This is a genomic window from Chryseobacterium sp. FR054, assembly GCF_056844565.1.
Genome location: NZ_JBXDSA010000004.1, coordinates 270,160 through 292,868 on the forward strand (window position 1 = coordinate 270,160; position 22,709 = coordinate 292,868).

At 36.0% G+C, this 22,709-nt stretch carries 28 protein-coding genes; 26 read left to right on the forward strand and 2 right to left on the reverse strand.

The window, feature by feature from the left end; all coding sequences use genetic code 11:
* Window positions 1-81 precede the first annotated feature (81 nt).
* From AC106S_RS17405 to AC106S_RS17520, 24 genes are all read left to right on the forward strand, one after another.
* Window positions 82-1,053 carry an ankyrin repeat domain-containing protein gene (locus AC106S_RS17405; protein ID WP_482440960.1) on the forward strand — a complete coding sequence of 324 codons (972 nt, stop codon included), beginning with the start codon at window positions 82-84 and terminating at the stop codon, window positions 1,051-1,053.
* A gap of 76 nt (window positions 1,054-1,129) precedes the next feature.
* Window positions 1,130-1,699, forward strand: a complete 570-nt coding sequence (locus tag AC106S_RS17410) for a hypothetical protein (RefSeq protein ID WP_482440961.1) — start codon at window positions 1,130-1,132, stop codon at window positions 1,697-1,699.
* A gap of 125 nt (window positions 1,700-1,824) precedes the next feature.
* On the forward strand, window positions 1,825-2,613 hold the full coding sequence (locus AC106S_RS17415; protein WP_482440962.1) for a hypothetical protein: 789 nt from the start codon (window positions 1,825-1,827) through the stop codon (window positions 2,611-2,613).
* Window positions 2,614-2,730: 117 nt separating this feature from the next.
* Entirely contained in the window at window positions 2,731-3,528 is a 798-nt protein-coding gene (locus tag AC106S_RS17420; protein WP_482440963.1) for a hypothetical protein, read from the forward strand.
* Between the two features lie 19 nt (window positions 3,529-3,547).
* On the forward strand, window positions 3,548-4,564 hold the full coding sequence (locus tag AC106S_RS17425) for a hypothetical protein (protein ID WP_482440964.1): 1,017 nt from the start codon (window positions 3,548-3,550) through the stop codon (window positions 4,562-4,564).
* The gene (locus AC106S_RS17430; protein WP_482440965.1) at window positions 4,561-5,892 is read left to right on the forward strand and encodes a WG repeat-containing protein; all 1,332 of its coding nucleotides are present in this window, start codon (window positions 4,561-4,563) and stop codon (window positions 5,890-5,892) included. The genes AC106S_RS17425 and AC106S_RS17430 overlap by 4 nt, the downstream gene beginning before the upstream one ends.
* Window positions 5,893-5,908: 16 nt before the next feature.
* Window positions 5,909-6,523, forward strand: a complete 615-nt coding sequence (locus tag AC106S_RS17435) for a hypothetical protein (RefSeq protein ID WP_482440966.1) — start codon at window positions 5,909-5,911, stop codon at window positions 6,521-6,523.
* 15 nt (window positions 6,524-6,538) lie between these two features.
* Window positions 6,539-7,327, forward strand: coding sequence for a hypothetical protein (locus AC106S_RS17440; RefSeq protein WP_482440967.1), 789 nt, complete (start codon window positions 6,539-6,541; stop codon window positions 7,325-7,327).
* A 63-nt stretch (window positions 7,328-7,390) separates the two neighbouring features.
* A complete protein-coding gene (locus AC106S_RS17445) occupies window positions 7,391-7,885 on the forward strand; it encodes a hypothetical protein (protein WP_482440968.1) in 495 nt (164 codons plus the stop codon).
* Between the two features lie 490 nt (window positions 7,886-8,375).
* On the forward strand, window positions 8,376-8,942 hold the full coding sequence (locus AC106S_RS17450) for a hypothetical protein (protein WP_482440969.1): 567 nt from the start codon (window positions 8,376-8,378) through the stop codon (window positions 8,940-8,942).
* 4 nt (window positions 8,943-8,946) lie between these two features.
* Entirely contained in the window at window positions 8,947-9,177 is a 231-nt protein-coding gene (locus tag AC106S_RS17455) for a hypothetical protein (protein WP_482440970.1), read from the forward strand.
* A 69-nt stretch (window positions 9,178-9,246) separates the two neighbouring features.
* Complete coding sequence (locus AC106S_RS17460; RefSeq protein ID WP_482440971.1) at window positions 9,247-10,095, forward strand: metallophosphoesterase family protein; 849 nt, start codon at window positions 9,247-9,249, stop codon at window positions 10,093-10,095.
* A 57-nt stretch (window positions 10,096-10,152) separates the two neighbouring features.
* Window positions 10,153-10,668 carry a hypothetical protein gene (locus AC106S_RS17465; protein ID WP_482440972.1) on the forward strand — a complete coding sequence of 172 codons (516 nt, stop codon included), beginning with the start codon at window positions 10,153-10,155 and terminating at the stop codon, window positions 10,666-10,668.
* A gap of 35 nt (window positions 10,669-10,703) precedes the next feature.
* A complete protein-coding gene (locus AC106S_RS17470; protein WP_482440973.1) occupies window positions 10,704-11,471 on the forward strand; it encodes a hypothetical protein in 768 nt (255 codons plus the stop codon).
* 10 nt (window positions 11,472-11,481) lie between these two features.
* A complete protein-coding gene (locus AC106S_RS17475) occupies window positions 11,482-12,378 on the forward strand; it encodes a DUF4274 domain-containing protein (protein WP_482440974.1) in 897 nt (298 codons plus the stop codon).
* Between the two features lie 69 nt (window positions 12,379-12,447).
* Window positions 12,448-12,957 (forward strand): hypothetical protein, encoded by a 510-nt coding sequence (locus AC106S_RS17480; protein ID WP_482440975.1) that lies wholly within the window; start codon window positions 12,448-12,450, stop codon window positions 12,955-12,957.
* A 54-nt stretch (window positions 12,958-13,011) separates the two neighbouring features.
* Window positions 13,012-13,596, forward strand: a complete 585-nt coding sequence (locus AC106S_RS17485) for a hypothetical protein (protein ID WP_482440976.1) — start codon at window positions 13,012-13,014, stop codon at window positions 13,594-13,596.
* A gap of 15 nt (window positions 13,597-13,611) precedes the next feature.
* Window positions 13,612-14,124, forward strand: coding sequence for a transposase (locus tag AC106S_RS17490; RefSeq protein ID WP_482440977.1), 513 nt, complete (start codon window positions 13,612-13,614; stop codon window positions 14,122-14,124).
* 65 nt (window positions 14,125-14,189) lie between these two features.
* A complete protein-coding gene (locus tag AC106S_RS17495) occupies window positions 14,190-14,876 on the forward strand; it encodes a hypothetical protein (protein ID WP_482440978.1) in 687 nt (228 codons plus the stop codon).
* Between the two features lie 30 nt (window positions 14,877-14,906).
* Window positions 14,907-15,458: a bifunctional (p)ppGpp synthetase/guanosine-3',5'-bis(diphosphate) 3'-pyrophosphohydrolase gene (locus AC106S_RS17500; protein WP_482440979.1), complete on the forward strand. Its 552-nt coding sequence runs from the start codon at window positions 14,907-14,909 to the stop codon at window positions 15,456-15,458.
* A 15-nt stretch (window positions 15,459-15,473) separates the two neighbouring features.
* A complete protein-coding gene (locus AC106S_RS17505) occupies window positions 15,474-16,175 on the forward strand; it encodes a hypothetical protein (RefSeq protein WP_482440980.1) in 702 nt (233 codons plus the stop codon).
* A gap of 11 nt (window positions 16,176-16,186) precedes the next feature.
* Complete coding sequence (locus AC106S_RS17510) at window positions 16,187-16,849, forward strand: immunity protein Imm33 domain-containing protein (RefSeq protein WP_482440981.1); 663 nt, start codon at window positions 16,187-16,189, stop codon at window positions 16,847-16,849.
* Between the two features lie 56 nt (window positions 16,850-16,905).
* Window positions 16,906-17,940, forward strand: a complete 1,035-nt coding sequence (locus AC106S_RS17515; RefSeq protein ID WP_482440982.1) for an RNA ligase family protein — start codon at window positions 16,906-16,908, stop codon at window positions 17,938-17,940.
* A 678-nt stretch (window positions 17,941-18,618) separates the two neighbouring features.
* On the forward strand, window positions 18,619-19,467 hold the full coding sequence (locus tag AC106S_RS17520; protein ID WP_482440983.1) for a hypothetical protein: 849 nt from the start codon (window positions 18,619-18,621) through the stop codon (window positions 19,465-19,467).
* A gap of 94 nt (window positions 19,468-19,561) precedes the next feature.
* On the opposite strand, the gene AC106S_RS17525 is transcribed toward AC106S_RS17520, so the two are convergent.
* Window positions 19,562-19,864, reverse strand: coding sequence for a hypothetical protein (locus AC106S_RS17525; RefSeq protein WP_482440984.1), 303 nt, complete (start codon window positions 19,862-19,864; stop codon window positions 19,562-19,564).
* A gap of 4 nt (window positions 19,865-19,868) precedes the next feature.
* The gene (locus AC106S_RS17530; protein ID WP_482440985.1) at window positions 19,869-20,372 is read right to left on the reverse strand and encodes a DUF6932 family protein; all 504 of its coding nucleotides are present in this window, start codon (window positions 20,370-20,372) and stop codon (window positions 19,869-19,871) included.
* A 189-nt stretch (window positions 20,373-20,561) separates the two neighbouring features.
* Between AC106S_RS17530 and AC106S_RS17535 the strand changes: the two genes are divergently transcribed.
* On the forward strand, window positions 20,562-21,902 hold the full coding sequence (locus AC106S_RS17535) for a TPR end-of-group domain-containing protein (RefSeq protein WP_482440986.1): 1,341 nt from the start codon (window positions 20,562-20,564) through the stop codon (window positions 21,900-21,902).
* Between the two features lie 63 nt (window positions 21,903-21,965).
* Window positions 21,966-22,670 carry a hypothetical protein gene (locus AC106S_RS17540; RefSeq protein WP_482440987.1) on the forward strand — a complete coding sequence of 235 codons (705 nt, stop codon included), beginning with the start codon at window positions 21,966-21,968 and terminating at the stop codon, window positions 22,668-22,670.
* Window positions 22,671-22,709 lie beyond the last annotated feature (39 nt).

The window sequence follows — 22,709 nt, forward strand, 5'->3', positions numbered from 1 at the left end:
AATATGAAAAAGTGGTGTATATTTAGAAATTAGTGACAGCTTTAACAGACAATCTGCAAAAATTTACATCAACAGAAAATTATGGCAAAAAATAAACTTGACACCTTTAAAAACCATCTTGGTTATGACGGCAAAAAATTCAATCCCGAAAAAGCCATTTCCATCCTGGATGAAATCGGGGTTGATGCCACCAACGAGATGGGTGAAACTCCTCTGATCATTGCCGCTTACCTGGGAAGAACTGAAATATTAAGAATAATCCTTCAGCAGCCCCAGAACATTGACCGGAAAGTGGAGGGAGGTATAAGTGAAACCGCCCTTTTAGAAGCTTGCGGGCAAAGACGCCTGGAAAGTATTAAGCTATTGGTAGAAGCAGGTGCCGGTCTGGAACAGGAAGATAAATCCGGACTGACACCGCTTTCTAAAATATTTACCAATACTTTCTCCGATCCTCTTCCCAGTGCGGATTATCTGGTTTCTAAAGGCGCGAAGATTACGGACCGGGTTATCAGCATGGGAATATCCTGGAATCAGGAGAAGTTCACCGGCTTTTTAAAAAGCATTCACTATGACCTGGAAAGCGTTCCATTTCCCGTAGAAGAAACCGTTCAGCAGGAAGAAATAAAAATTGACACTTCCATTGATATAGAACACCTGCACAACGTGGTCAATAACAAAAATTACTTTGAAACCACAAAAGTAATCTGGAAAAAGCTGGTTCCAAAATCAGGCCAGGCAGACACCGTTCAGGGTGAACTGTTGAGAGCAATTGAAAAGTTAAGAGACGAAGCCCAGAGAAACGGAAATGGAAACTTCAGTAAAAACTGCCACGGTATGCTCATTGATTTTTTAAGGAAGGAATTAACCGGTGAAAATATTTTTGACAAAGAAATAACAGATAAAATAAATGACGACTTAGACAGATTATCCGTTAAAAAAAGCCCCTACACAAAGGACGATATTTATGACGGCATTGCAGATAGAATTGTTGACTGGTATTTGAAAAATCCTGCACAGATTTTACATCAAAAGAACGATAAATTGTACTGCTAAACCCAACAATACGGTTCCGTAAGATCTCCTGACATTGTAGAATAACGCGATAACCTGAAACAATATACCATAAGTCATGACACAACAAATTCGGGATGTTTTACTTTATAAGGGCAAAGAATATTATCTGAATAATGAAATTTTAGAGTATTATTTTAACGAATTCCCGGAGCACAAACCGGAAAATACCGGAGCGTTCAGTGCCTGCTGGAGAGGATATGTGGCATTCTTTGAAATAAAAAACAATGAATTGGTCATCCGAAAAATAAGCTGCCTGTTTAATGCGAAGCATGAAAAATTTAAACAGAAATTGAGAGATTTATTTCCCGCTAAAAAATACGGCTGGTTTTCTGGATTAATCAGAATCGACGATTTCCGGGGAAAATATAATGATGAAAGTAACGAAGAAGCAATCTATGAATTACTTGAAATAAGAGATGGAAATCTCATCAGACACTGGAAATTAAATTTTGGGGATTTTAATGAATTCAAAAAAAAGCTATTCATAGATTTTAAAACGACAAAAGACTATGAAAAATTATTTCTTAAATGGAAAAATAATAATCCCGGAATTACAGAAAAAGAAATAAATAAATACATTTTTCAATACCTCATCAATAAGGTCCGCAAAATTTCCCTGCCCTGAACAATATAATGTATTGATAGAAGTTTTATGATGTATAAGCATCCCCAAAATTAACTAAAATATGATAACCTCGGATTTCTGACCATTTTGTCAACACTTTTTCCTTTATAACACAATCATCCTCTATGAAAAAGATTTTAACATTATTGTCTCTCATTTTCTCCACATTCATTTTCAGTCAGGAATATTTGAATAAAACCGAAAAATTCGATCTGAAACTGTTTAAATATTTAGACAGTTTAACTGTAAAAAATAAAATTTCCGCTGATGATTACTTAAAGTTTTCAAAACCATTTTCAAAATGGGATATAAGACCTGTTCAGTATGAAAAAATTTGGGCGTTAGATTCAGTCAGAACTTCGAGTGAAATTTCCAATTTCTTTTGGGGCGCTTTTTCCCGGCAATATGAATTTACGGATAAGGAAGCAGGCGATAAAGCCAATCAATTTTTAGAACAGGGACAAATCAACGAAAGTTCCAACATCCTTTTTCTGAAAGATAATATCAGCCAATTCAAAACCTTGGCATCCATGGTCAGAAGTAGTAAAAATTCTATATTTCTAAACCAAACTTCATTACAACGCGTTGATCATATTTTTAAGGAAAATAATATCTATTGGTCGTATTTAATACCGCCGGCATCACCTTTTCCTATTTCAACTCAAACTAAAATTGAAAAAAAATATAAATTCAATTCCCTGCAAAAGCAGATTCTGGAAAAAATGAAGGAAATAAACATTTATTCAATGGTGAAAACTGAAAAAGGGATTTTCTTTTTATCAGACGGGTTTACAGACAATTCATATGGCTATTATTATTCCGGTACAAAAATTATGGAGAATAATAATCACCTTTTTGAAATAATGATTTCTAAAAAAATTAATGAGGAGTTTTTCTATTATATTGCAAATTAGAATATCATATAAAAAAAAATGATAATGGGTGGTAAAAACCTGGAGTAAGGCTAACCATTCACCAGTGTTAAATCAATACCTTTTTCGTTGTATGAAATTGTATAAAAAAATAAATCCATGAAACAAATATTATTGATCCTGTTAGTGCTGTCAGGTCTGATGAATATTAATGCCCAGCAAAATCAGACAGATTATTTCTTAGGAAACAGAACTTATTGTAAAAAGCCGGATAACGAAAGAGTAAATAAAATCTATCCCCTCGGAATAAAATCTGTACAGCAAAACTTATATCTTGGTGCTGCATTCAAAATCTTTTCGGAAGTCATAGAAACAGACAATTCCTTTTGTGATGCCTATTTCTGGGCCGGATACACCTTAAGATTAAGTAATATGGAGAAAGAAGCCGTGATTTTCTATCACGCCGCAGACAGCCTTGCCCAAAACAGGTCCATAGAATTTAAGCAAAACCTTGCCACCCTCGCAATGAAAGTCGGAAGGATGAGTTTTTCAAGAAAAAAATTCCAGGAAATCACAGAATATTTTCCCGAAAGCCCTGAAGGATATTACGGAATTGCACTCACCTCCCTATTTATAGAAGATTATAAAAACGGGCTTGAAAATATAGATATTGCTGGAAAAAAATACAATTATCCAAACAAAGACTGTCAATCCCTGAAAGCAATATTATTAACATTCAACGAGAAATATGAAGAAGCCATTCCCTATTTTGAAAAGGTGGAATCGAATTTTAAAAAAGAGGATACTTTTAACGGATGCTATGCATTATGTCTGAAACAGGTCGGAATGAAAACTTCTGATGAGAAACTGATGAAAAAATCTAAAAAGTATTATGAAAAGGTGAAGAACAAAGCCGGGCTGCCTGAAGTCATAAAAAATGCGTTCAAAGGATTCTGATAAAAAATGTACTGATAACATGCTGAAAACAACCCACGAACTTATTGAATATTTAAAACTTCCCTCTTCAGAAAGAGAATCCGCCATTATATGTTCACTGGTAAATTCTATTGTTAAATGCGGTGGTAAAAGGGATGCTGATGAAATTTTAAAACAGTATCTGGTCCATCCTTTTGATTTTGATCATACTTATTTACTTCCTGTTTTTAAAGCATTGGGAAACCATTCTACTGCAGAACAGATTTTCAATGTATCTATCCACCAAAATAAATTGGTTGAAAATACAGACCCGGAAATTTTAGAAGTTTTGGGCCATTTAAAATATGAACCGATAAAACCTATTTTAGCTGACTATCTTTTTGGAAACAAAGAAGAAACCGATTATTATATTTCCAGGTCTGCGGTTCTGGGTTTATTACATTTCAACTGCACTGAATATCAAAAAGAAATTGAAGCAGAAATTGAAAAATGTTACGGGAAAAATTTATTCCCCGAATTTGTTCCTGCGTTAGCCGGCAGACTAAAAGATCCCGGCGTAGTACTGGAACAGCTTTTTGAATCAGGAAACACATTTGCGTCCACAGACTGTAATGCAGGCATTGTACTTGGTTTTTCGCTTTGCGGAGAACAGGGAAAACCCTATTTCAGGAAAATTCTTTTTGACAGGAACTGGGAAGCAGATTCCACAGCAACAGGTACCGTTCATTCCGCGTATAAAGGATTGAAAAACCTGAAGATCACTTTCAAAGAACTCTACCATGAAATAAAAACACTTTCCGGGGAAAATCTTGATTATGCTTTAGATGTTTTTTTCGCTTTACTCGAAAGGAAATTCAATGATATTGAAGCCGGCCCGGAAGAATCATTTGCTGAGATTTACACCACCCTCTTCCAATGGAAAAACGGAGATAAAAACGGCAATATCATTGATCTGGCAGCATCTGTAAACAAAACGGAAAAGGCCTGCCAGATAAAAGAACTTACTGAAATGAAAATGAATGAGGAAGCCATCCTTAAAAACTACATAAGAATATGAATTTAATTCAGACAGAGAAAGACGGTAAACACGGATTTACCGATGAGCACGGGAAGGAAATAATTCCCGTTATCCATGATTTTATCAGAACCGATGAGTTGTATGCATACGTAAGAAAAGATAAAAAATGGGGAGCATATACGCTTCAGGGCAAAGAAATACTTCCTCCTGTTTATGATTATATCTCCAGTATTGAAGATGAAGTAATTCTATTGGAGAAGGAGGGCAAATGGGGCATGATTGACTTCAATAAAAAAACAATAATCCCTTTTATCTATGAGATGATATCGTTTTACGGCGATAACTTAGCCTATGCGAAACAAAAAAAAAAATATGCTGTTTTCAGTAGAAAAGGTGAAGAGATAAGTCCGTTTTGCTATGATGAAATCTGGACGTTCATGGATAAATTGGCTAAGGTAAAAAAAGACGGAAAATGGGGATATCTGGATAAAGAAGGCAAAGAAGCGGTTCCGTGTATATATGATTATGTACATCATTCATTACCGGAAGGGCTTGCACTGATAAACAAAGACGGAAAGTATGGCTATGTAAATGAACAGGCGGTTGAAGTAATTCCGGCTATTTATGATAAAGCCTACGGGTTTCACCACAATTGGGCTAAGGTAAAAAAAAATGGAAAATGGGGATATATTAGCCATAGTGGCGAAGAACTTATCCCATGTATTTATGATGATATGCTTTATGATTTTACCGAAGAATTGCTGGGAGTAGAAATTAATGGCAAATGGGGATATATGGATAAAAACGGAAAAGAAATCATACCGCTTCAATACGAAAGAGCAGATACATTTAACAGAGGTTTAGCCTCTGTATCCATTGGAGGAATAATAAAAAACAACAAACTGGTTGGCGGAAATTATGGCTGTATTAATAAAACAGGAGAAGAAATTATTCCTGTAAAATATAAAGGAAATGATGCCTATAAAATTCACCATTTTTACAACGTAAATGAATGCTTTGAACTCTCCCGGATAGCAGCATTATTTCAGAATCCCCTCAAAAGTCAACAGACCTTAGGAAAGCAGTTATTCGAAACGGTGCATCATTTATTACAATCCAACAAACTGGAATATTTAGGTATCGAAACAGGCAAACTCCTTCCAATAGCGATAGAATGGGCAAAATCCTCTAAAACTTCTGAACGGAAAATGGCTGCTGTTTTAATTCAGGCCGTGTGTATGTACAGCCGGCAACATCAGGCTCCCAAAATAGCCATAGATGCAGACACCCAAAAGGCTTTCCGGAAAGTAATGAGTAAAGAATCTATGTCTCCGGACGATTATTTTGAAGAGGTGCAACAGATATAAAAACAAAAGATAATCCATGAAAATAAAAGATTTCAACACTGAAGGCGTATTAATCATCGCCAATATGACAAAATGTAAGGAATACTATTCCGATAAGGAATTTGATTATGCCTATCCGGAAGGGCTATCCGAAGTCATTATGAAAGGCATTGTTCATATCATGACCACACAGGAAACCGTTAAAACCCTGAATTTTGTTTTTAATAAAGCAGAAATAGATAGCGATCAGTGGAAATACAAGGAATCGTATAACTATCTGAATGTGGATGAAGGAGACCAAGTTCTTCTGGTTCCTCACGGGAGGTTTACAAGAATGTGCCGGGCCTGGGGCGAAAGCGATACCTTAACCGATGAAGACATTGATAATTTTGAATTTCTAAAGAAATTAATGACCAAACAGGGCAAAGAAATAACTTTTACTCCGGACTCAATGCTGGAAAAAAGACTGCAGATCCGTGATGAAGATGAAAAGAAGCTCTACGACAACTCACCCCGGATCAACCTGGAAACCGGATTGAACAATATAGATATTTATATCAAAAATAAAAAGGAAATCACGTTTCTCATTACAAAAACAGACACCGTAGATACAGATAGAATTACCTTAAAACCGGTTGAACTGATAGGATAACGATAACAACAGTGTATGAAAAACAGCATATTATTATTTATTTTAGTCTTTTGCAGTATAAAAACATGGGCATGCTCATGTATTTTTGAAAACATTGCCCAGGAATATATGGATGCCGATTTCGTAGGTATTGTTTCTATCAAAAAGACTTATGACAACAAAAATGTAGACGTTGCCAAAGACTTTCAGCGAAGCGCTTATAAAGCGGATTTGGCTTTTGAAAAAATTTATAAAGGAAATGAATTTGATGCTTTAAACATTTATGGCAGGATTAATGTTACAGACGGCAACTCATTATTTGTCGGAGGCTGCAATTTATATGTTGAAAAAGGAGAAAAATACCTCGTCATTCTTAAGAAAAACCAGAATAATGAATATTGGGCAAGCCTGTGCAGCCGGATAATTTATTTATCTTCAGAACAAAATCCCTTAATTGATGAATCAGAGAAAATTAATTCATATTCAAATCTGTTCTCCGAAATTGAAAAACATAAGGAACAGTTTTCCACATTAAAATTTGTCAATCTCTACGATAAGACCTTAAAGTTAAATAACAAAACAAATAAGCTGGAATCAGACTTTAAAAAACTAAAAATAGGAAATCCTTCCGACAAAACCGGGTTTTACAAAGTCACTTTAAATGATGAGATGAAAATTGACCATATTGTTACCATAAAAAAAGTAGGAACCAGAGATGAAGAAATTGAAAAAATAATCATGAAAAATTTAAGTAGGGTTCAATCCGGATATTCTCAAAATAAACCTAAGGAACTATTGCTGTTGCTGTATTTTCAGGACTTTTAAATAGCCTTTCAAATGTACAAATGCCATCGATGATTTTACAATATCACCCATAAACCAAAAGAAATGAAATACATTCAAATTCTTCTAGTTTTCCTGATTTCCGGGCTGTTTTCCTCTCAGTCCTTAAAAGGCATCATAAAAGATTCCATCAGTGATAAACAAACCTTGTTTCGCCTGAAACTGACAAATAATGTGAATGGTAAAGAATATTTCTCATATACCCATCAGGATGGTGCCTATCAGTTTGATGATGTAAGCAACGGAAATTACATTTTAAGCCTTGTTAATGACAGCTATTCTGAAAATAATCAATTTAACGTTCACATCAACGGAGAAACAACCGCAGATTTTTACGTCTCCAAATATTGCAGATTCAAAGAAAATAAAAGCGGAGTTTGCCCGGTCTGCCATTCAAAAGAAAATGTTCTGCCTGTTTTTTATGGACTGACTACCTGGAAATTTATGAAAAAAAATAAAAAGAAATATCATTTTGCAGGCTGTGATGTTTCGGCCTGCAGTCCCAAGTGGTACTGTAAAAAAGATCAACTGGAATTCTGAAAATCTTCCTTACTCAAAAAAATGTTCCCCATGCTACGCAAAGTCTCCTGACTTTGAGCCAATAATTCCCGCTCACAGCTAAGGATTCTCAGCTCAGGTATCAAACAATAAATTTAAAATCCCAGGCCCATGAGTCCGGGACTATTTTTAGCTAATATCGCTATGTTCTTCTTCAAAAAGCATCATGTTGCTATGAACTGAAATGACATTCAATGGTAAGCAGAACTTTAAATTATGATCTGCTTTTTTCATTTTTCTTTGATTGTTTTCTGTATATTTGTCTTTCGGCTTATCAGTTATATAAAAAATTATTAAGCCTGTAAAACTAATAACACGAAAATTGTAAATCATGAGCAACCACTAATTCCAGCTGCACAAAGTCTCCCGGCTTTAATCTTATACAATAAAAGTAAATCCGTCAAAATTCGTTCTGAAGTCTTAGATTTCTGAAACCGGGATTTATAAATTCTCAATATTTAAAACAGGAAAAATGTCTCATTTAAGTGAAGTCATCATCATTGCCGTCCCTCCTTCAGACATGAAAGATGTATTTGACAGTATGCACAATAGTTTTACAAAGAATCATTTTGAAATTGAAGAAGGAGATTTTGATGTAATTTATCTTTGTGATATCGATACTGATGATGGTGAAGATTATATATTTGAGTCTGAAAGAATCATCCCTCAGTCAAAGGAAGAAAAAGACAATGCCATTGAAAGGCTTAGAAATCACAGGACCGGAGGATTGCTTAATTACAGAGGAATTGAAGGGAAATTTGAAGGATTTTCCCCTTATGATATTGGCGTTGAGTTTCGGTCATTAGATAATATGACCATTGAATATATTGCCATCACGATAAGAGATTATATATTCGAACCTCATGAAACTGCTTTTGAAAATCTGATCACAACCGTTTTAAATACAATGAATGTGATTGGTATTGCTCAAGGTTTAGACTACCCGTACGAATGGAGTAATCAGGAAGTTACTGAACTGATGAAGGAAGGAAAACTTGAAGCCGTCCATCCCCGGTTAGTCTATAAGAAAAAGTATTAAAAAAATGAAAAAACCTGATAAAATCATTAATTTAAATTTCAACAATACGGAATACAACGTTGAAGTGACCGTAAATCTTGACAAAATAGAGGGATTTATATATTACACGTTTAAATTTGATGAAGATCATTCTGTTACCATTTCACAATTTGATGGCGAAAAATGGGAAATAGCCGGTATGACGAAGAGTAATATCGCTGATAAATTAGGAAAAATCATTGAAAAGATATATTAAAACCCTCACACATAACAAATCCCGAAAACTCACTATCTGAACGCATAGGATAAAAAAGAAACATCAATTATGAAAATCGCATTATTTTCTGACATCCACGGTAAAATACTATTACCCTTCAAATTAGTTGATTTATACCAGAAAGAAACAGGCTGTAAAATCGATTTCATATTGCAGTGCGGAGATATGGGTGCTTATCCTGCTCTCGAAAACCTGGATAAAGCAACAATAAAACACGCCCAATACGACAGGGATGAACTGGGGTTTCATGATGATTTCACAAAAATCAATCAGGAAATTCAGTCATTTTTAGACGGTCTTAATATCAATATGATCTGTGTCCGGGGAAATCACGAAGACCACGATTTTTTAGACCGGCTGGAAAAAGAAAATTCTCAGAATCCCCTGTTTCCCATTGATGTTTATAAACGGGTATTTGTCTGTAAATCGGGTCTGAAACAGGAATTAAAAACGGAAAATGAAGTTTTGAACTTTGTGGGGATCGGCAGAATCGGAGACCGGAAAGGAAGATCAGAAAACCGGTTTATCCAGGATTATGAAAGAAAGGAAATCAGGAAACTCCTGAAGACCAAAGACATTTTTGATATCCTGATCACTCACGATAAAGACGACAGCAGCCAGAGAGGCTATGGAATGGCTGAAATCCGGGAAGTGCTGGACCATGTGATTTTTCATTACCACTTTTACGGACATACGGGAGAACCGTTTAAAGAAGAAACAGACCTTAACGGCATCACGCAGTCCATCAAAATAAAGGAGCTGGAATTCAATGAAAGCGGAATTTTAGAAAAGGGCTGCATGCTGATCCTGACCAAAGAAAACGGGGAATTAAACATTGAGGTTGTTGATCAGAAGTTCACCAATAAAATGACAAAATTCAATTGGAAAAGCCAATAGAAAATCATCGTTAAAAGGTTTAAGCCAACCCTTAACAATACTGAAAAACGGAACAGAATGGAAAAAATTTCAAACAGTACAACAGCCCTGATGAAGGCGGCAGAAACCGAAATAGAGAATTTCGGTTTAAAGCCCGGAGAAAAAATAATTGCTTATTTTTCCAGAATCCCGTCACTTGGCGGATTTCCCTATAAAATCATTTTAGCTGAAAATTCAGATGGAACAATCCGTTCGGCATTCAGGCAGTGGGATAGCGCATACGACTTCAGCCGGTGGACTCTGGAAATCTACAACCTGGACAGGCTGAGGATCATCACTGATGAAAAAATGCTCGCCGATACAGATGCGGCAATACTGAAAGAGGAACTGTCAAGGCTAGATCAAATACAGCTTCCTGAAAGTATACAGAAAGAAAAAGCGATCGTTCTGGACGGTTCCGAATGGAAGTTCGGTGTCAGCCTGGCCGGTAAAAACGTTGATTACACCTGGAGAGCCTCGACAGAAGATATCGATCTCTTTGTTCCCATCATTGAACTGATGAGAAAACAGTATTCAGAACATGCCCGGATATAAAACCGGAAACATTACAGACAATCAAGTATAAAAATATGAATAACAACGACTTAACAGACTCAATAGAATACCTGAAAAATTGTAAGGGCCTGCCAGGCAGCAGATTGGAAAACTTGGGACAGCATACCTATGACAAAATAAAAAATATCATCCAGGATCCCGATCTGTTCATCACCCATTTATACATTCCACAGGGCTCCGCAGAAAATGCTCAAATGCTGGAAAATCAGTACAGACAGTTATTCAGCACAGAGATTGATGCCGAATTATTATCATTTTATCACTGTTTTGACGGGTTTGAGTTCCGGTATATAAATCCTGCGAAAGTCTGGAATGAATTTGATAAATACGAAATCACCGACTGGGACGAATTTGATGTTGATCCGGATACTTTGAGTTATGCCGATATGATCGGAAATGAAGCATATGAAGAGGTAAGAGATGAATTTCATGCTTTAATAGGATTGGATTTTGATGAACCGCCTTTCAATAACCGCCTTTCAGATCCCAATAGATTAAAAGACTTTTTATTCTATAACGAATCTGTCGAAATGAATGATTTAGGAATGAAAACACTTATTCCGCCGGCTCTGCAATTATTCTCAGAGGGGAATAAAGTTCCGCATCACCCTGATCATATCCATGTATTTTACTTCGATTATTTCGATTTCTGGAATCAGACCGTCTTTGGTAAAAAAGATCATACCGTCGCAATTTATGCAGGAACAGATTATGCTGCTTCAATAGAAAACTGGGAATTTAAAGAAACTTTCCCGTTTATGCAGAAAAGATTAATCAAATAAAAACTTTGGAATGGACTCATATCATTTTACCCGTTCAGAAAAACTTTTTGTAAGGACCGAACTTTATAACTGGGACAACGGACATGAACGGCTATATCAGACCCTGGACAGCGAACACTGCGACAAAGCAACTGCATTAATGATTTACTGGAGGGCTGATCCTTCGTTTTATTACAGCAGATACAGTTCTGAAGCTGAAGTTCCTGAAGGATGGCAGCTTGACGGTTATAAACTGATGAAAGAAGCAGAAAAACGGCTGCTTGAAAATAATTTCCCCGAAACGATCGGCTATACACCGGACGAAGACCGTATTCCAAAAGACAGCTCTGTTTTAAAAAAAATTCCAGCAGAATTATTACAACCTACCAAAGGAGTAGAAAGCAATCTGATTGTGAAAAATTATATAGAGGCAGAATATCTGATCAATGCCTGTGGCAGCAAAGGAAGTTTAGAAGAAGTGAAAGAAAGACTGGAAAGAAATCCCGATCTTCTGAACCTGTACATCGGTGATCAAAATCCGCTGATTAAAGCGGTGAGCCATTGGGACAACAAAAACATTATTCCTCTGGTTACTTTTTTATTAGAAAAAGGAGCTGATGTAAATGTACATCCTTCTGTTCTTTTCAATTGTGCGCTCTGTAAAAACGCGGAATTAATTAAACTGCTTATACAATACGGGGCAGACATCAATGCCGTAAACTATGAAGGAGACACTATACTTCATAAACAGTTCAGAATCAGCCCTGAGTTTTGGAAGAAATATAGTGGTCCAAAATATACAAAATCATTACTGATGATGGGAGCCGACCCCAACAAAAAAAATGCAGACGGAAAAACCCCGGTGGATTTGGCAAAAGAAAGTAACAACGAAGCAGCTTTGAAGGTAATAGAACAATTTCTTAAATAAAACACGGGATTTGTATCAGGCGGAAGTCTTTTTCAGGAAATAATAATCTAATTAATTTAAAAATAAAATATGTCAGCACTTTGGAAGGTTCAGCTATTATCACTGGAAGGTAAAAAATGTACGTTAAAAATCAAAAATGTACATAGTAACAACGGACGCATCCCCACAGAACCCGTATTTATCATTCAGGTTATCCATGATGCCTGTTTACAGGGCTCACACCAGACTTTTGAATTTCCGAAGGGAACTCTGCTGGCTGAGATCAGCACCTCTCAGTCCTGTGACAATGATTATCTTGAGAAAGTAGTTCACCAGTATATTGAATCTGTTGAAATCATCAGTGAACAGAACGAAGAAAACATAGATTCCATAGTCTCGGATTCATTAGAAGCCAGAGGTCTGGTAATAGATTCCGACGAATGGGAAGATGCTTACGAAATCGAAATTGAAAAGTACAGCATTGAATCTGTTCTTGAAATCACCATGTCGGATCAAAAATATCTGGATCATTTATTTCCGATAGAGCATGAAGGTAAAATAATCAACAGACCCAACTGGGACAGTTTTGCCTGTTTATAATTTCAGAGAATGGGGCACTTCACTAAGTATATCAACTAAAAACCGGAAATTAAAATGAAATCTGCAATTATATTCATCATATTATTAAGCTGTTTTTCTGTCTCCGCACAAAAAACAGGAAAGCCGGGAGCGGCAGACAGTGAGAAGCACCTGCAAACCTCCGGATTCAGAAAACCGATGGAGGAACGTATCTTTGTGAAAATACCCGACACAGAAAAATGGAAAATAACCTATGAAAACTATAAAAACAATCAGTATGTAGTTTTAGTCGCTAATACATATGACACCCTAAAAAAACCTTCCGAATACCTCAGTTTAACTTCAATGGCAGGTGTGAAAAATGTTGATTTAGCCAAAGCCATGAACGATTCATACAAAAGGGCAAAAGACCAATCAAAAAATGCAGAATTGAGCGTAATTGCAAAAGATTTAAATGCTGAAGAACCGTGGATCATGTATCTGATACAAAACGCCGCAGATGAGGAATACAACTCCAAAGTATCGCAGGTCTGGTATCTTACTCAGGGGAAGAATTTTTTCCATTCCTGTTTTATGGCTGTCAGAGCCGATTCGTTTACAGAAGAGAAAAAGGAAGAAATGATAAAGGTCTTTAAAACAGCTAAAATAGTATACCGGTAAAGAAATTTACTAAAAATGATGGGCAGAAAACAATTATTTCATATCATCTGGACCACCTGTCAGGAATATCCTGTATGGGATAAAAATGGAGACTGGCAAAAGCTGGCAGACGCTTATACAGTATTGCGGGATCATAATATAAATTATAATTTATCCCATGAGCTTCCGGCCAAATATATCAGCAAAAGCTCCCGGGAGGAACGGCTTTTGCTCAATGAAAAATCGATGGCCCAATTAAAACTTGATATTGAAAAGGTTTGCCGGGAAAACGGAGACAGAATTATTGACGGGCTTGAAATCAAGATGCTCAATGTGAATGAGTCAAAAGTTGAAATACTGGCATTTTCCCACGCAGAATCAATAACTCAGAAAATTTCAAGATTAAAAAGCATCACCTCATCACTTTTACGCTCAAAATACCCTGAGGAATTTTTTGGAAAGGGAACCTGGGGAAAAGGATTTTGGTATTCAAATATTTTCAACAAAGAAGATCTGGCTGTTTCAATCATTAAAAACCACTGTCAATAGAGATTTCAATTCGATTGGGACAAAATAGAACGGCAGTTTTATAAGTAAACTTTAATAATCAAAGAATGGGAACACTCCATGAAGTATATCAGCTTATCCCGAAAGTCATTAGTTGTGGGGCCGTCTTAAAGGTCCGCACAGACAGAGAGAATATTTTTTCGGAGAAATATGCTGTTGATCCAGGCCTTTATCATAAAGAGCAGATCATTTTTTCCAACATAAAAGTGACGCATTCCGGTGATGGGAAGATCAAAAATTATGCAATGTATGCTGCGGAAAGAATAATTGATTTTGAGGAGCCGGGGATATACGTATCCATAAAGGATGGCACCAAGTATGGCTTTGAAAAGGATTTTGATGAATTTCTCAGCGAAATGTCGCCCTATCTGGAAGACTCTATATTTTATGTAATCTGGGATTTTATCATCAACCGGTATGAAATTAAAAACGGAACACTGGAACTCAGAATTACAAGAGATTTTGCCCGCTGGAATTATAATTTTGAGGAATATGTACTGGACAATTATGCATCTTCCCCACAACTCATAGCTGATTTTTATGTTGAAGAAACCCATGACATGGTAGCACGGCATAATGAAATGATTGAAAACGGAGATGATCCCAAAGAATTGTATTACGAAATAGAGGACTATGAAGATTTACTCAGTAAAATTTCTGATTATAAAAACCACATTTCAACGGAGGAATTCAAAAATTTGGAAGACTGGCTGAAAACTCAGATTAATGAGTAACATTTAACAAAATCTAAAAATAAAACAAAAATGAACGATACTTTTACGATTGACGATTTACAGGATATATGGCAGAAAGTAAGCATTCTCCATAACGGACAAACCTACGGCGGACAGCATAAAGACGAAAAAATTGAATACATCAACCATATCGGCAGCGTTGTATTTGAAATCATGAATGCTTCTAAAAACACCCCTGATTTTAACACAGAGCTTGCTGTAAAATGTGCATTTCTGCACGATACCATAGAAGACACCGGCTTCAGCACAGAAGATCTGGAAAAGGAATATGGTACACAGGTGAAAGAAGGGGTTCTTGCTTTAACGAAAAATACGCAGCTTGAAAAGGAGCATCAGATGACAGACAGCCTAAACCGGATAAAAGCACAGCCAAAAGAAGTCTGGGCGGTGAAAATGGCCGACAGGATCTGTAATCTATATGCCCCACCCTACTTCTGGAAACAGGCGAAAAAAGAAAAATATATGGAGGAAGCCAGAATGATCTATGAGCATTTAAAAGAAGGCAATGAGTATCTGGCCAAAAGACTATCAGAAAAAATAGAGGCGTATAAAGATAAATAAAACAGGGTAAAAGATATGGAAGCAATAGAAAACGGTATTTTTGAAAATTCGGAGGAAATCATCAACTGGACCTATCCCGGAGCAACATTATATTATAAAGACTGTGATTTAGCTCCTGGCCTTGCCGGAAAATTCACCAAAGGCCAACTCATCAGAAACGGATATTATCTTGATGTAAGCTGTCGGGGAGGCGGAATGAAATTCAATACAAGATTTTTAATCGCTTCTGCAAAAGCCGCAAAACTCTATAAAATAAACCCGGATAATGAAAGGTTCGGCCATTGCTGCATCAATGTAAACAGCTATTTCAAAGTGCTTGATGTTTATGAACGTGAAGGTAAAACTCAGATTTTTTTACTGCACATCCCTGCAAGAGGTTTAAAATATTTTGAGAGCATCAACTCAAACTGGGATGAAGATTTCATAGAAAAAGCAAGAAAAAGTCTGGATGATAAAATACACCTGGAGCCGATCAGTGATTTGCTGGAACCATTCTGGCTGGAAAGAACCAACTTCCCTGTCGGAATGGATGCTCACAGCCGGTTTTACCCCTTAACCCCTGTATCTCCGGTTTCAAAAGCTGAAGAGGGTTTATATAACGGGATCAGAAGCATGACAAAGGACGAAGGTGAAATCAATATCCCACTGCCCTTTTTCAACGAACAGAAAGGTGCATCTAAAATAGAACTGTTTTTCAAAAAAATATTAAAAAAATAAAAACACTATCCATGGGACTCTTCAGCAGAAAAAAAACATTTAAGATCAGAGATGTAGAATTTTATTCTGAGGGTAATGATCATTATTCCAAAGGATTAAAGCCTTCTATTAAAAATGAATTAAAAATCTCAAAAAACAACCTTACATTAGAGCAGTTAAAACCCATTCTGGAATATCTCGTAGAATTTATCCAGGATGAGAAACCGGATATTCAGAACGGAGAAAAGATAACCTGCTTTTCATGGTGTATTTTATTTCATGAAGATCAGGGCTTTTTTGAAATTCTTGAGGTAATCCCGGAACAGCAGGGATTTGGCGAGGGCCTTAGCCGGACCCTTCACATACTGAACCGGCAGCTTACCGTTTGCCAGCAGTTAAACGCAGAACCGGATTTTCCTCAGTTTGACCAGATTGTTACCGTAGATCCGTTGATAAAAACAGGAGCACAGGCCAATTTATTCCGCTGGAAGGGAGATCATCCGGACTCCGGGTGGGTGGCCATGAGCAGCAGCTTTAATGAGGAAACCATGTCCTTTGAGGAAATGACGGTGGGACAGCTGATGACCTTAAGACCGGAAATCGTCCAGTTTACAGCCCTCCCAATGGGTTTTAAAGTAATCTGGGAAGGAAATAATGCAAAAATTGCATTCGACAGGCAGCTGATAGAAGATTAAATCCTGGTGCCGGAAGACAAAAATACCGGATGTTAATACAATAAAGAAACGAAATTATGAGTGAGTTTTCAGGGTATGAAAAAATGCCTAACAGCTTAAAAAAATTAGGTCTGAATGAAAATGATTTTTCGCAGATGGAAAAACTGAAATGGGTGGTAACAGAAAAAGTACATGGGGCCAACTTCAGCTTCATCTATGAAAACGGCAGTCTGAGATTTGCCAAAAGAAAAGAGTACCTCAGCTGGACCGATGATTTTTTTGGTTTTCAGTTGGTTGTCAGAAAACTGGAAGATAACATCCTGAGTCTTTTTGAACATCTGAGCAGCGAAATCACTGCTGAGAAATATATGGTTTACGGTGAACTGTTCGGGGGGAAATATCCTCATCCGGAAGTCAGCCCGGAAAAGGATTTGCATGCCATCCAGACCGGCGTGTACTATACTCCTTCCATTGAGTTCTGTGCTTTTGACATTGCTGTTGAAACGGATGGCCCAGGCTCTAAATATTATCTGGATTATGAAACTTCGGTAGCCTATTTCAAGCAGTTCGGGATATTTCATGCGCAGCCTTTATTCATCGGAAAATTCAATGAAGCCATGAATTTCAATATCCGAATGAACTCCACGGTTCCTAAAGAATTCAACCTGCCGGAACTGCAGGATAATTTAATTGAAGGGGTTGTGATCAAGCCTTTCAACCAGACCGATCACAGCCTTTTTTCAAGGCCTGTCGTTAAACTGAAGAATCCTGAATTTGATGAAGAGGATAAATTTCATGAAGCGGAAAAATGGTCATTTATTCCCGATATCTCCTCCAAAACAGAAGATCTGTCTTTTATTGTGGAGGAACTGAGAAATTATGTAACTCAAAACAGATTAAAAAGTGCGATCTCCAAAATAGGAAAGCTGGATATGAGCAATCAGATCCGGGTTTCTGAAATTAAGACCGAATTTTTAGAAGATGTCATCACAGATTTTAATGAAAACAATGCGGATCTTTTAAACGATTTATCCGCAGATGACAAAGAATGGATCATCACAAGAGTGAATTCTGAGATTAATAAAATAATGGCTTCAGATTTTTTAAATTGACTTCATATACAAACGAAAATACAGGCGACTGTTTCAAAAATACGCTGAATAAATCTTTTACACTACGGATAAACGTTATAGGTTTCGGAAACCTGTAACGTTTTATATTGAAGAAAGATAACCGCATTATTAAAAGAAAAACCCTTACTTTTGAAAGTAAGGACAATGATGGAATAGCTGAAAGATATTTTTAACCGGACTTTCAGATCAGCTTGTGGCTATGGCCAGCTTATCAAATATATATATTCACGGCTCCCTTTCATATTGTTTTTATTTAATTTATGTTTCAGTAATCATATAACAATGCGGAGATTTTACCCTTTACTTTTAATATTACTTTTCAACCAGGTACTGTTATCACAGACGGATGTCAGAGACACCGTATATTCGGATATTTTAAAAGAAAAAAGATTTTACGAAGGCCCTTAACTATTATCAGAAAGGGTATAATATGCTGGAAAAAGACGTGTCCAACAAAGACTCATTTTTAAAAGATATTCTACGGATAAAACTAAAAATCAGATCAGCGAAATAATTCCCTCCGCCCATAATATACCCTTGCTTCAGAAAGTCTCCTGACCTTGCAGCACAATAGAACACAATACTCCTGATCCTGCTCCAGACTTAGAACAATAAAAAATCGTAAATTTGGAGATTAGCAAAAAACGGTAACTACTGATGAAAAAACAATTATTCATGTTTATCCTCCTTGTTTTTCTGGCAGGTTCCAACCTGTACTCACAATTTGACAAGAATGGAAATCCTGTATTTAACAGTGAAAAAATAGAAAATTTCAGTTTTGAAAATGTTGAAATCATTTCAGGCTATTACACAATCAAAAACAATATTGATAATAAGCAATCATCTGTTTTTATAAATGAAGATCCGGATTTAAATGATTACGAAAAGTTTTCCACAAAACTGCCTTCTTATTATTTCATGATTACTGATAAAGGAATGGTGAGAGGAATGATGATTCTTATCCCTAAAAATGAAGATGATTCGTTTTTTTATAATGTAATAATCCCGGGCAAAAATGAAAATTTTCAGGTGCCTTCAAAGCTGAAAGGGAAAATATCCGAAAACAGGGCAAAAGAGCTGACGGGTGTCCTAAAAGCTAAAGCTACAATCAACAACAATGTTTTACAGTTCAATAACAGGGATTTCCGGATTTTAAAGTACAATGATATCATTGACGAGGTGAAAAATATTGTTAAAGAAAGAATCATTAATAATCACAGGAATGAAAATGCTGATATTGAAGAATATATTAAAGCAGAATCTAAAGGTGGAAAATTAGATTTCAAAAATACGGTGGAAAAATATGACGGTGCCTTTATCAATTTTGACGGGATCCTGTATAATAAAAAAGATTTCACCATACTGATGTGGGGTGCCGCTGTAAAAGAAGCCGGTATAACGGAACTCAGCAAAGCCCAATTGCTCTGGCAGGAAATTAATGAAAGAACCCTGACGGAACCGGAACTAAAAGCATTGCAAAAAGGTTTTGAAACGAAATTTAAATAATCCCCTGTTAAAAGTATTCAGACTTTGACTGATACACTAAATTAAATTCTTTATGAAACTGAATCTTAAATCCCTTGACTTTGGAAAGCCAGGATTATATAGAAAAAGCTTCCTTAATTTTTTTCAGATTACTATCAGAATCAATACTTTCATGATTTTTTATAACATTTCCATAAAACTTATCAATCATTAGTTTTACCAGATACATAACCTCCGGATTATTTCTTCCGTTAATCAACAAGTTTTTTATTAATATATTGGTAAGTTTAAGCTTTTGATTAATATATTGACTTAGCATTAAATCAGACTTTGAATCAGAATGAATGTCAATCATTTTATCAACATTCCGAATTTCTTCAATCAAATCTAAAATGTCATATAAATTGTTATCTTCCATAATTTCAACTTTTAGTCTGCAAAAATCCTTTCTTTAAGCTGTTTCCTGATCTGTTTCTTCTTGTTTTTGTGAATCTGTCGTGCCAATAGGCAGTATCAGAGAGTGTCTTGCTATATGCACGATCATCTTCCCTATAAACTTCAACAATATATGCATCTACATCATAATTGGATTCAGAATTCGGAAGTTTAAAACGATCAATAATATTGCCAATTTCCTGTAATTTTTCTGAATCTATAAAAGTGACTAAGTCTATATCACCTGGATTCACCTTTTTGGTTACAAAAGAACCATCAACCCATTGTTTTAATTCAGTTAATCCGCAAACATTTTTCAAGTCCTCATTATATTTTAAAAATTTATTAAAAATATCACTCCGTCTTATTGAAGGTATATTAACAACAAACTCTTCTCTCAATTCAGATAAATCAGATATTATTCCATTATCAGGAACTAATAATCCTGTTTGATTAAAATTAACATGGTTTAAATGAAAGTAAATATACAAAAACTGACAGCCAACCTATTGGGTATAAGACAGCATTAAAATGTAAATTGAAAATTCTACACACAGCTCCTGATTTTGTACAGTAAACTACCATTTTGCTCAAAAGCAAAACAGTATTGCATTTCAAATATTTGCATAACACAGGCTTTACACGTAGATTTGAATTTTCAGAAAATAAAAACTAATACTATGGGACTATTTGATTTTTTCAAAAGTAAGAAGCAGGGAATCGGTCATGCAAAATTTAATTCGGATCAGTTTCAGAATGAAGCCTGTGCGCTGGCATTATGGAAGCTGAAGGATCATAATATGCAGCCGGGCATTGCCATTTCTGAACTGAAAAAAATAGGTTTGAATGATGAACAGGCCAACTTTATTCTTGAGAAAGTAAAGAGATTTATCGCTCAGGAAACCAATACTAATCATCCGAAGCCTGAAGAACCGGGAATAGACGACATTAAATTCCGAAGTGATGCGTATCAGAACGAAATATTAACCTATGCCCAAAATGTATATTTCCAAAATCATCATCAGTACGGAACAGTAAAAGACATCCTTCTGAAAGACGGACTGAATACCAGCCAGGCAGACGAAATCATAAATAAACTCCAGGAAAGAAATGCGCAGATGGTGAATGAATTTCAGGAGAAACTTGATTCCGGAGAAATTACTGAGATTAAAATTAAGCCCAACCCCGATCATACCAAAGAAAACACAGGTCAGGACCAGGTAGACAGGTATATTGCCTATGGGGCCTATCAGATGGACCGGGGAGATCTGGATAACGCTCTCGAACTTTTCGAAAAAGCCATTGAGCTGGATGAAAACGCAACCCTAGCCTATGCCAATCTGGGGAAATTATATTCCTTGAAAAACGACAATCTCAGGGCTTTGGAATTTATCAACAAAGCCCTGGAGACAGAGCCTTCCCATCCTCAGATTCTGGACAATAAAGTTGATGTGGCATATGAATTACTCATGGAAAATAAGATCAGCGAATCAGGATTTATAGCGAATATTAAAGACGTTTTACAGAAAGATCCGGATAACCCTGCTTTGATTTATATGATCCAGTTCTATTTAAGGAATAACCAGATTGATCATGCCGTAGAATCTGTTGAGAAATTATTTCCAAAGTATTATTCTGAAGATATTACCATTCAGCTGATGGTTGATACCTTCAACAGATTGTCTCCTGAACAGGCTTTAAAGCAATTTGATATTCTTGAAAGCAAGGTAAGTGAGGAAGCCAGATATCAGCTGCATTACAACAAAGGCTTATACCTGAAGGGAATCGGAAGATATGATGACGCGATCCGGGTGTACGACAATCTCAATAAAATCCAGGAGTTTTCATGGAGTTTTTACCAGATGGGAATCATGAAAAACCTTCAGGGAAAAACAGATGAATCTCTGGAACTGCTGAAAAAAACGTTCCATCTGGAGCCAGGACTTAAAGAAGATGCCCAAAATTTCCCACAGCTCCGGAATTTGTGGACGCATCCTGAATTTATAGAAATGACCAAGTAAAATGTCCCGCTAAAGGTACAATCATCAATAACCGGAAATAATAACCATAAAAATCTATAATCAATGAAAATCACAGCAACAGTTTTTGCATTAGCTTTATGCTCAACCTCATTATTGGCCCAGAATTCTGACATTAATAAAGCCAATACAATTATCGAAAAAGCAATTCAGGCAAGAGGAGGAAAAGAACTCTTAAAAAGTATAAAAACCCTATATTCCAACTCAGAAACAGTAATGGACGGAAGAAATGTCAACTGGATAACCCGTGAAATGGCTCCCAATAAAGGAAGTTTTGAAATTGTATATCAGGGAAGGGTGGTATATAAATCTTTTTATGACGGGAAAAACGGCTATGATGTCATCAATGGAGAAAAGAAAGCAGCAGATCCTGAGCAGTTCAAGGATAAGAATTACAGAAAAAACATTATGAATGAACTGGATTATCTGGATACTTCCTTATATAAACTGGAATATATGGGAGAAGAAAAAATAAATAATAAAGACTGCTATAAAATAAAAGCAACGCTGGCCAATGGAAAAGTATCTTATTTTTATTATGATAAGAGTACTTATTACATGATAAAGTCTGAAGTTATTGCCAGCCCGGAAAAAGATACATTTTCAACAGTTTTATTTGATGATTATAAAAAATTCGGTGATCTGGTATATGAAACCAAACAAACCTATATTTCCGAAAATGGAGAACAGGTCGTGAAAATTGTTGATCTGTATTATAATAAGAAAATATCTGATAAAGATTTTGAATAATTACAACGTAATATAGTTTCTGCTGCTTATCCCTTCATC